Below are 9,965 nucleotides of genomic sequence, written 5' to 3' on the forward strand. Positions count from 1 at the left end.
GGGGCGGCGTGAGGGGCGCCATCTGCGGGGTTACGCGTGCGGTTTGGGCTTTTGGCGGGTCACGAGGAAGACTGCCCCCGTGACGTCCCGTACTCCGCGAGACACCAGACTGAGCCTCGTCCCCAGGCAGGCCGTGGCCACCGCCCGCCGCTCCGCCGAGATCCGGCGGAGCCGCCCGGCGCCGCGCCCACCGGCCACCCTCGCACCCCGGGAGGAACTGGCCCGACAGGCGCGGGCCGCGCTGGAGGACGCCGTACGCCTCGCCCGCTGGGCCGCCGCGGCCGGTATATCAGCGCCGACCGTCTCCGCCCGGGCCGCCGAGGAGTTGGGGATGCCGGCCGACCGCGTGCCCGTCCACTGGGACCGGGCCAAGCTCGCCGGACTCGTCGAGCTGCACGCCGGGACCGCGCGGGCCGGCTGGCGGCTGCGCGCCTGGGACCGGGACGACGCGGCCGTGCTGCGCGGCTGGGTCGCGCTCTTCGACGCGTGGTCCCTCGCCCACCCGGCGGCCGACGAGGCCGACCCGACACTCATCGGCGACACCGTGGTGGCCGTGCCGCAGTTCCTGTCGGTGATGCACCTGTCCTCCGGCCCGATGGCCGAGGAGGCGCTGCGGGAACTCCTCGCCCAGCGCGTCGCCGAACTCCGCACCGAGCGCGCCTGCCCCGGCGAGCCCGCGGCGGGACCCGACACCGCCACGCCCCCGCCCGGCGCCGCGCTCGCGGTCGACGCGCTGCCGTCCGCCGGCGAGCTGACGCCGATGCTCGACTGGGCGCTGGACGGCCTCGCGGCGGTCGGCGCGCTGACCCGCTGCCAGACACCGGACGCCACCGGACAGGCGGCGCTCACCCCGCTCGGCGACTGGGCGGTGTGGCTGCGCCTGGAGCGGATCTGCGTGGCCGCGCTCAGCCCCGCCGGCAACATCGAGCAGTCCGCAGGCGCCATGCTGCGCGGCTGCGCCCGGCTGAGCCCGGGGCCCGCCCGCGACGAGTACCGCGCCTGGCTCGCGGCCCGGCCCACCGGCCCCGCGGTCGCCGAACTGCTCGACGCCGCCCGGGGCGAGGACGCCCTGGTGCGGGCGCTCGCCTTCGAGGCGCTGCGGGTGGTGGGCGCGCCGGCCGAGGGCGCCGTGCGCGACGCCGCCGAGGGCGACCCCGTGCTGCGGCCCTACGCCCTGCTCTGGCTCGCCGAGCACGAGGGCGCCGACCCCGAGGACCTGGCCGGCGGCGCGCCCGGCGTGCTGACCAGGGCGGAGGCCACCTGGCTGTGGATCGACACCGCCGCGGCCGTCGCCGACCACGGCGAGGCCCAACTGCTTGTCGAGCACCTGTCCTCGGCGCCGCAGGAATCGCTGCCCCGGCTGCTGGAGGAGGTCAGAGCGACCGGCCACCCCCGGACCGTGCAGGTGCTCGTGGCGCTGGCGGCGGCCCACCCGGACCCGGCGCTGGCCCGGGCCGTGCGCCGCGCCGCCTTCCAGGTCCACACCGGCGGCTGAGCCCCCGCCCACCGCCCCGCCGCGCGGTGCCGGACCGGCCGTCGGGTCCGGCACCGCGCGGGCCGCACCGACTCGCGCGCCCGGTTCCCGGCCGGGCTCAGCCGCCCTGCTGCACCGCGTACGTGCCGAAGGACCAGACGTTCCCCTCGGGGTCGCGGGCGATGTAGTCACGCGAGCCGTAGTCCTGGTCGGTCGGCGGCGCGATGATCTCCACGCCGTGCGCCTTGGCCCGGTCGTGGTGGGCGTCCGCGTCCGGCACGGTGACAAAGACGGCGGTCGTGCCGTCCTCCCGCATGGCCTCGGCGAAGGCGCCCTCGCCTCCCTGGGAGCCGAGCATGACGGTGCCGTTGCCGTAGGACAGCTCGGCGTGCAGCACCTGGCCGTCCTCGTCCTCGTAGACGGCGTCGGCGGTGAACCCGAACGCCTCGGTCAGGGTGCTGACGGCGGCCTTCGCGTCGCGGTAGAGCAGTACCGGGCAGACGGTCGGGGCGGGCTGTTCGACGGGTGTGGACTCGGTCATGTGATCACTTCCCTTCGTTGCCCACAGTCTGCCGCCGGGGTCGGACAACCGGCCCCGGAGACAGGCCGGGGCCCACGCGAGACCCGCCGCCGCCGAGGAAAACCGCTTGCCCCGCGCCGTTAGACTGGGCCGCATGGCCTACACACTCCTGCACTAGTCCGACGACGTACCCCACCGCCGCCCCTGCCGGCCGGCGGTGCGCGCCAGTCGCCCCCTTCCCGCGTACGTCATGTCCAGGAGAACCACGTGATCACCGCCACCGGTGTCGAGCTGCGCGCCGGCGCCCGCGTCCTCATCGAGTCCGCCACCTTCCGGGTCTCCCGGGGCGACCGCATCGGCCTCGTCGGCCGCAACGGCGCCGGCAAGACGACCCTCACCAAGTGCCTCGCCGGGGAGGGCGTTCCGGCCGCCGGCGCCATCACCCGCGGCGGCGACGTCGGCTACCTCCCGCAGGACCCGCGCACCGGCGACCTCGAGGTGCTCGCCAGAGACCGCATCCTCTCCGCCCGCGGCCTGGACGTCGTGCTGCGCAAGATGCGGGAGAACGAGGACCGCATGGCCGGCGGCCAGGGCGCCACCCGCGAGCGCGCGATGCGCAAGTACGAACGGCTGGAGACCGAGTTCCTGACCAAGGGCGGCTACGCGGCGGAGGCCGAGGCGGCGACCATCGCGGCCAGCCTGGGCCTGCCCGACCGGGTGCTCGGCCAGCCGCTGAACACCCTCTCCGGCGGCCAGCGCCGACGGGTGGAGCTGGCCCGCATCCTCTTCTCCGACGCCGACTACCTGCTGCTCGACGAGCCGACGAACCACCTCGACGCCGACTCGATCGTCTGGCTGCGGGACTTCCTCAAGACCTACCGCGGCGGCCTGATCGTCATCTCCCACGACATCGACCTCGTGGAGACGGTGGTCAACAAGGTCTTCTACCTGGACGCCAACCGCGCCTGCATCGACCAGTACAACATGGGCTGGAAGCAGTACCTGACGCAACGCGAGGCGGACGAGAAGCGCCGCAAGCGGGAGCGGGCCAACGCCGAGAAGAAGGCGGCGGCGCTGTCCGCGCAGGCGGACAAGATGCGGGCCAAGGCGACCAAGGCGGTGGCCGCGCAGAACATGGCCAAGCGCGCCGAGCGCCTGCTGTCCGGACTGGAGGAGCAGCGGCAGTCCGACAAGGTCGCCAAGCTGCGCTTCCCCGACCCGGCGCCGTGCGGCAGGACGCCGCTCATGGCCGAGGGGCTGTCGAAGTCCTACGGTTCGCTGGAGATCTTCACGGACGTGGACCTGGCCGTCGACCGCGGCTCGCGGGTGGTCATCCTCGGCCTCAACGGCGCCGGCAAGACGACGCTGCTGCGGCTGCTGGCCGGCGTCGAGCAGCCGGACACCGGCAAGGTCGTCCCCGGGCACGGCCTCAAACTCGGCTACTACGCGCAGGAGCACGAGACGCTCGACCCCGACCGCACGGTCCTGGAGAACATGCGCTCGGCGGCGCCCGACATGGACCTCGTCCACGTGCGCAAGGTGCTGGGCTCCTTCCTCTTCTCCGGCGACGACGTGGACAAGCCGGCGGGGGTGCTCTCCGGCGGGGAGAAGACCCGGCTGGCGCTGGCCACCCTGGTGGTGTCGTCGGCGAACGTGCTGCTGCTGGACGAGCCGACGAACAACCTCGACCCGGCCAGCCGCGAGGAGATCCTCGGCGCGCTGCGGACCTTCACCGGAGCGGTCGTGCTGGTGACGCACGACGAGGGCGCGGTCGACGCGCTCGCCCCGGAGCGGATCATCCTGCTGCCGGACGGTGTGGAGGACCTCTGGGGCCAGGACTACGCGGATCTGGTCGCCCTCGCCTGAGCGACGTCGGGCGATCGGCCGACGGGGAATCCGTCATCTGCGTGAGAATCCGTCGCCCCCGGTGCTTCCACGGGCGGGGGCGGCGCCCCGGCGGCCCCCGCCGGCGGAACGCGCCACTCCGGTTCTCCGCGCCACCGGCACACCGCTGACCAGCGGCGTCGCCGTCCGCCGAGGGGCGCGGGCGGCTCCCACCCGGGGCGCGGGGGAGCGCCCACACGCCGAGCACACATATGTGCCGATCGGCAACCTCCTTCCACAGACCTTGTCGAATGGGTGGCCAGAAGTGCGGGGAGGGGTGATCATGAGAGTCCAGAGCGCACTTCCCATGAGGAGGCACGGGTGGCCGAGACTCTGAAGAAGGGCAGCCGGGTGACCGGCGCCGCGCGCGAGAAGCTCGCGGCTGACCTGAAGAAGAAGTACGACTCCGGTGCGAGCATCCGGGCGTTGGCCGAGGAGACCGGCCGCTCCTACGGATTTGTGCACCGGATGCTGAGCGAGTCCGGCGTGACGCTGCGAGGCCGCGGCGGAGCGACCCGGGGAAAGAAGGCGTCGGCCTGACCGGCCCGCGGGCCTCCGGGTCCGCGGGCCGGGGGCGCGGAGGTACCGTGCGTCCTGCCGGGTGGTTACTCTTCAGTCACTTGACTGGCGGGTAACCCCATGGAGGATCCGATGACCCTGCTCGACCGGGACGGCGTCAGGCTGACCGTCGACGACGCCGTCGCCACTGTCACGCTGGCCAACGCCGCCAAGCGGAACGCCCAGTCGCCCGCCATGTGGCGGGCCCTGACGGACGCGGGGCGGATGCTGCCGGGCGGCGTCCGGGTTGTTGTGCTGCGCGGCGAGGGCCAGTCCTTCTCCGCGGGCCTCGACCGGCAGGCGTTCACCCCCGAGGGCTTCGACGGCGAACCCTCCTTCCTCGACATGGCCAAGGGCCCGGCCGAGGAACTGGACAGGCTCATCGCCGAGTACCAGGAGGCGTTCACCTGGTGGCGACGCAACGACGTCGTCAGCGTGGCCGCAGTCCAGGGACACGCCATCGGCGCCGGCTTCCAGCTGGCGCTCGCCTGCGACCTGCGGGTCTGCGCCGACGACGCCCTGTTCGCGATGCGCGAGACGAGCCTCGGGCTGGTCCCCGACCTGACGGGCACCCACCCGCTGGTCCACCACGTCGGCTACGGGCGTGCGCTGGAGATCTGCGCCACCGGCAGGTTCGTCCACGCCGAGGAGGCCGAGCGCATCGGCCTGGCCAACCTGGTGGTACCGCGTGCCGAACTGGACGCGGCCACCGCCGACCTCGCGGCCGCGCTGCTCGCCGCTCCCCGCGACGCCGTCGTGGAGACCAAGGCGCTGCTGCGCGGTGCCACGGAACGCGACTACGAGGAGCAGCGCGTCGCCGAGCGCGCGGCCCAGGGCCGCCGCCTGGCGGACCTCGCCGGCCTCGGCGACTGACCGGCGGACAAAAACCCCCGAACGGCCGTGATGGATCGGGCACATCGGGGCACCCGGACCTAACGTGGCATGGGGGCGGCGGCGCCGGCCGCCGCTCCCGGCACCGTCAGACCGGAGCCGAAAGGCCGAAAGGGGTGCAGGTGATGAGCGAGACCTCCACAGGGACCAGGGAGCCCAACGCCGAGAGCAGGGGCCAGTCCGGCGGCCGCAAGGGAGCGGGCAACTCCGAACGCGGCAAGACCACCATCGCCGACAGCGTGGTGGCGAAGATCGCCGGGATGGCCGCACGGGACGTCATCGGCGTCCACGCCATGGGCGGTGGGTTCTCCCGGACCTTCGGTGCCGTGCGCGACCGGGTGCCCGGCAGCAGCAAGTCCGTCACCCGCGGGGTCAAGGCGGAGGTCGGGGAGACACAGAGCGCCCTCGACCTCGAGATCGTCGTCGACTACGGCGTGTCGATCGTCGAGGTCGCGAACTCCGTGCGCGGCAACGTGATCTCCTCGGTGGAGCAGATGACCGGCCTTGAGGTCGTCGAGGTCAACATCGCCGTCAGCGACGTCAAGCTTCCCGACGAGGAGGACGACGAGGACGAAGAGGGCGGGGACCGCCAACTCCAGTGACCCGGCCGGCCTGGCCGGCGAGGCCGGCCCCGTCCCGGACCCGATCCACGACACGACTCGACGACCTGACCGCCGGCTGAGCCGGAACGTGAGGAGCGCACGATGAGTATGTCCGCCATCGGCCTGATCGCAGGCATGGCGCTGGGCTTCGCCGGGTACTTCGGCGGCTTCGGTGCCTTCCTGCTCGTCGCGGCGCTCGGCGCCGTGGGATTTGTCGTCGGTCGCTTCGCCGACGGCGACCTGGAGCCCGGGGACTTCTTCCGGGGCCGCGACAACTCCCGCGGGAGGTAGTCCGTGGCCGTGGACACCGTCCCGGCCCGGGAACGCGGGGCCCTCACGATCGCCGATCGCGTGGTGGCCAAGATCGCCGCGCAGGCGGCGCACGAGGCCCTTCGCCGCGCCCCGGGCCGGCCCGGCCCCGCCGCCCACGCGCCGCACGCGGCGGTGGCCGTCCGCGCCATGCCGGGCACCGAAAACACCGGCGGCCGGGTGAGGGTGCGGGTGGCCGTCGAACTCGACTATCCGTGCGACATCGCCGCGTGGTGCGCCGCCGTGCGCCGCCGGGTCTGCGTGAGACTGGCCGAACTCGCGGGAATGACCAGCTGCGAGGTCGTGGTGGAGGTGCAGGCACTGCACGCCGTGCGCCTCGCCGAGCAGGAGACGGAGTATCTGCGGTGAGCGAGGACGCCACGCGACCCGAGGCGGTGCGGGCCGGCGCCGGGGAGCCCGAGCCGCCGCGCCTGCCCAGGGCCGGCGGTCCGGTCACCAGGCACCCGGCCGACGACACGGGGCGGGAGCAGCCGCCCACCGCCTCCTACCAGGGCCTCCAGCGGGGCCGTCCGGACAACGGCGGTGGCCGGTTCTGGTCCGTCCGGCGACTGCCGGCCCTGATCGTCGGGCTGTTGCTGCTCGCCGGCACCGCGCTGCTGCTCTACGACGTCGCGATCGTCCGCGCCGGGCAGACCGGCGGGGCGTGGCGGCGTGAACTCGCCGCCGAACTGGCCACCCGGCGGCTGGACGACCCGGTGGTGGTGGGCTGCGCCGCCGCGGCCGTGCTGCTGGGCCTGTGGCTGCTGGTGCTCGCCCTCACTCCCGGGCTGCGGAACCTGCTGACGATGCGCGGTGAGCCGGACCTGCGTGCCGGCCTCGAACGCGGGGCGGCGGCCCTGGTGCTGCGCGACCGCGTGATGGAGGTGCCGGGCGTGCGGAGCGTACGCGTGTCCGTGCGGCGGCGCCGGGTGCGGGTGCGCGCCGAGTCCCACTTCCGGGACGTCGACACGGTCCGGGCGGAGACCGAGGAGGCGCTGGCGGACGGCGTCGCCCGGCTCGGCCTGAGGCGCCCGCCACGGCTCGCGGTCCAGGTCAGACGTCCGGCACGACGGTGAGGTGGACACAGTGCTTCGCGTGATGAACCGGCTGCTGCTGGGCCTGGTGGGCCTCGGCCTGCTGGTGCTCGGCGCCGCCGCCCTGGTCGCGGCGGCCGACCTTCCGGAGCGGTGGGGCTTCGGCCTGCCCGCGGGCTGGTCGTGGACCGGCCCGCAGGAGGTCGTGCTCGCCGAGGGCGACCGTACCCGGTGGCGCGGCGAGCGCTGGTGGTGGCCGACGGTCTTCGCCGTGCTCGGTGTGCTGGCGGCGCTGCTGCTGTGGTGGCTGCTGGCCCAGCTCGGCCGCGGCCGGGTACGGGAGATGACCCTCGCCCCCACCGCCGGCGGCAAGCACGGCCCCTACGACGGCCCCTACAACGCCCCCGACGGTGCTCCCCACGACGGGCCGGACGAGGGGGCGCACCACGGGCCGGACGACGGCCCCGACGCGGTGCTGCGGGCGCGGGCCCTGGAGGAGGCGATGGCGGCCGAGGCCGGATCGCTGCCCGGAGTGGACCGGGCCGCCGTCCGGCTGGTCGGCCGCCCACGCGCGCCGCGCGCCCGGATCGGGCTGCTGCTCGAACCGTACGCCGTGCCGGACGAGGCCGTGCACCGGCTGAGCACCGAGGTCCTGGAGAACGCCCGCAGCTCGGCGGGGCTGGAACGGCTGCCGGCGGAGACCCGGCTGAGAGCCGTCCGCCACCGGCCGAGCCGCGTCGGCTGACCGCCCGGCGGGGCAGGCCCCGCCGCCCGGCGTCAGATCCGGTGCTGGGCGCCGCCGTCCACCGGCAGCATGGTGCCCGTCAGGTAGGACGCGGCGGGAGAGAGCAGGAAGGCGGCGGCCCTGCCGAACTCCTCCGGCCGGCCGTACCGGCGCAGCGGGATGGTTGCCGAGTGGCGGGCCCGGGCCGCCTCCGCGTCCCCGGACAGCGCGTCCAGCTCGCGGAGCCGGTCGGTGTCGATCCTCGACGGAAGCAGTCCCACGACGCGGATGCCGCGCGGCCCCAGCTCGTTCGCCAGCGACTTGGCGAAGCCGGCCAGTCCGGGGCGCAGCCCGTTGGAGACCGTCAGCCCGGGGATGGGCTCGGTCACCGAGCCGGAGAGCACAAAGCCGATCACCCCGCCCTCGCCGAGCCGGCCGGCCGCGGTGCGGGCCAGCCGGACCGCGCCGAGGAAGACCGACTCGAAGGCCGTCTGCCACTGGTCGTCGGTGATCGTCTCCGTGTCGCCCGCGGGCGGTCCGCCGACGCTGACGAGCACACCGTCGAAGCGCCCGAACCGCTCGAAGGCGGTGTCGACGAGCCGGGTCGCCGTCTGCGGGTCGGCGTTGTCGGCGGCGACGCCGACCGCTCCCGGTCCGAGCGCCCGCGCCGTGTTCTCGGCGGACTCCTCCGTCCGGCCGCTGATCACCACCCGTGCGCCGTCCTCGACCAGCTCCCTGGCGGCGGCGAGGCCGAGCCCGCGCGTTCCGCCGGTCACCACGTAGACCCTGTCCGTCAGTCCGAGATCCATGGTGATCAGTCTGCCGTGCCGCCCGCGGCGCCCGCCAGGGCGGGTTCGCCGGACGCCTCGTCCCGCTGGGCCGCCGCCCGGTCCCGCAGCTCGCGGCGGACGAGGACAACCCAGCCGACCGGCACGGCGGCGACGAACAGCCACCACTGCACGGCGTAGGCCATGTGCGCGCCGATGCCGCTGTGGTCCGGCTCGGGCACCGGTTCCGCGGACTGCGCCTCGGTGGGCTCGGGGCTGGTCGCGGTCAGCTGGATGTGGCCGCCGAGCACGGGGAGTCCCGTCCGCTCGGCCTGCTGCACGCTGTTGATCAGCATGACCTGGCGGTCGGGCAGCCCGCTCCGGTCCTTGATGCCCGTCCTGGCGGACGTCTCGTCGGGCAGCAGGCGGCCGGTGACGGTGACCGTGCCGAAGGGCACGTCGGGCGTGTCGGGATACACGGTCTGGTCGGCGCCCGGCGGCACCCAGCCCCGGTTCACGAGCAGCACGCCGCCGCCGCGCTCCAGCACCAGCGGGGTCAGGACGAAGTAGCCGATCTGCTTGCCGTCGGAGGCGGTCCGGCGGCGCACCACGACCTCGTTGTCGGCGTCGTACCGCCCCGTGGCGGTCACCGGGCGGTAGCGGTGGCGTTCGTCGACCGAGCCGCCCGGTTCGGTGAGCCGGGTCACCGGTACGGGGTCCGCCGCGAGCGCCTGTGCGATGCGGTTGTTGTTCGCGACTCTCGCCTCGTGGCGGTGGAACTGCCAGAAGCCGAGCTTGACCATCGCCGGCATCAGCAGGAGGGAGACCAGCGTGAGGGTCACCCACTGCCGGGTCAACAGGAAGCGGTACACGGTAGTCGACGGTACCCGGCCGCCCGCTACGGCTGTCCGGTGGGTCGGGGCGCGGGGGCCACGTCCCGCAGCAGCTGGGTGAAGGCGGCCTCGTCGATCACCGGCGTACCGAAGCCGCGGGCGCGGAGGACCTTGCTGGTGGCCGCGTCGGGGTCGTTGGTCACCAGCAGGCTGGTGAGCCGCGACACACTGCTCGCGATGTGCAGCCCGGCCTCGGTGGCCCGGTCCTCCAGGATCTCCCGGTCGGTGCTGGTGTCGCCGGAGAACGCCACCCGCATGCCCTGCACGAGGGGACCGCCCGGCACGTAGTGGCCGGGGTTGGGGTAGGGG

The 9,965-nt window shown here is 74.4% G+C and carries 13 protein-coding genes; 9 read left to right on the forward strand and 4 right to left on the reverse strand.

What is annotated here, in order from left to right; translation table 11 throughout:
• The first annotated feature begins 79 nt into the window (after positions 1-79).
• Positions 80-1,495 (forward strand): hypothetical protein, encoded by a 1,416-nt coding sequence (locus GL263_RS00785; protein WP_182853553.1) that lies wholly within the window; start codon positions 80-82, stop codon positions 1,493-1,495.
• Between the two features lie 97 nt (positions 1,496-1,592).
• Here the strand turns inward: GL263_RS00785 and GL263_RS00790 are convergent, their stop codons facing one another.
• Entirely contained in the window at positions 1,593-2,015 is a 423-nt protein-coding gene (locus GL263_RS00790) for a VOC family protein (protein ID WP_228455985.1), read from the reverse strand.
• A 246-nt stretch (positions 2,016-2,261) separates the two neighbouring features.
• Between GL263_RS00790 and abc-f the strand changes: the two genes are divergently transcribed.
• The 8 genes from abc-f to GL263_RS00830 all read left to right on the forward strand — a co-directional run bounded on the left by abc-f (position 2,262) and on the right by GL263_RS00830 (position 8,017).
• Positions 2,262-3,860, forward strand: a complete 1,599-nt coding sequence (gene abc-f, locus GL263_RS00795; RefSeq protein ID WP_182853555.1) for a ribosomal protection-like ABC-F family protein — start codon at positions 2,262-2,264, stop codon at positions 3,858-3,860.
• 339 nt (positions 3,861-4,199) lie between these two features.
• Positions 4,200-4,418, forward strand: a complete 219-nt coding sequence (locus GL263_RS00800; RefSeq protein WP_182853556.1) for a helix-turn-helix domain-containing protein — start codon at positions 4,200-4,202, stop codon at positions 4,416-4,418.
• Between the two features lie 111 nt (positions 4,419-4,529).
• Positions 4,530-5,309: an enoyl-CoA hydratase/isomerase family protein gene (locus GL263_RS00805; RefSeq protein WP_182853557.1), complete on the forward strand. Its 780-nt coding sequence runs from the start codon at positions 4,530-4,532 to the stop codon at positions 5,307-5,309.
• A gap of 143 nt (positions 5,310-5,452) precedes the next feature.
• Entirely contained in the window at positions 5,453-5,929 is a 477-nt protein-coding gene (locus GL263_RS00810) for an Asp23/Gls24 family envelope stress response protein (RefSeq protein WP_182853558.1), read from the forward strand.
• A gap of 102 nt (positions 5,930-6,031) precedes the next feature.
• Positions 6,032-6,220, forward strand: a complete 189-nt coding sequence (locus GL263_RS00815) for a hypothetical protein (RefSeq protein ID WP_143645890.1) — start codon at positions 6,032-6,034, stop codon at positions 6,218-6,220.
• 3 nt (positions 6,221-6,223) lie between these two features.
• A complete protein-coding gene (locus tag GL263_RS00820) occupies positions 6,224-6,607 on the forward strand; it encodes an Asp23/Gls24 family envelope stress response protein (protein WP_182853559.1) in 384 nt (127 codons plus the stop codon).
• Complete coding sequence (locus GL263_RS00825) at positions 6,604-7,314, forward strand: DUF6286 domain-containing protein (RefSeq protein WP_323379194.1); 711 nt, start codon at positions 6,604-6,606, stop codon at positions 7,312-7,314. The genes GL263_RS00820 and GL263_RS00825 overlap by 4 nt, the downstream gene beginning before the upstream one ends.
• 1 nt (position 7,315) lies before the next feature.
• Positions 7,316-8,017 (forward strand): alkaline shock response membrane anchor protein AmaP, encoded by a 702-nt coding sequence (locus GL263_RS00830; protein WP_182853560.1) that lies wholly within the window; start codon positions 7,316-7,318, stop codon positions 8,015-8,017.
• Positions 8,018-8,049: 32 nt separating this feature from the next.
• Here the strand turns inward: GL263_RS00830 and GL263_RS00835 are convergent, their stop codons facing one another.
• The 3 genes from GL263_RS00835 to GL263_RS00845 form a co-directional block, all read right to left on the reverse strand.
• Entirely contained in the window at positions 8,050-8,805 is a 756-nt protein-coding gene (locus GL263_RS00835) for an SDR family oxidoreductase (protein ID WP_182853561.1), read from the reverse strand.
• A gap of 5 nt (positions 8,806-8,810) precedes the next feature.
• A complete protein-coding gene (locus tag GL263_RS00840) occupies positions 8,811-9,635 on the reverse strand; it encodes an SURF1 family cytochrome oxidase biogenesis protein (protein ID WP_182853562.1) in 825 nt (274 codons plus the stop codon).
• Positions 9,636-9,661: 26 nt separating this feature from the next.
• On the reverse strand, positions 9,662-9,965 hold a 304-nt coding region (locus tag GL263_RS00845), incomplete at its 5' end, for a BRCT domain-containing protein (protein WP_323379195.1).

This window comes from Streptomyces durbertensis (assembly GCF_014156695.1).
Taxonomy (GTDB): Bacteria; Actinomycetota; Actinomycetes; order Streptomycetales; family Streptomycetaceae; genus Streptomyces; species Streptomyces durbertensis.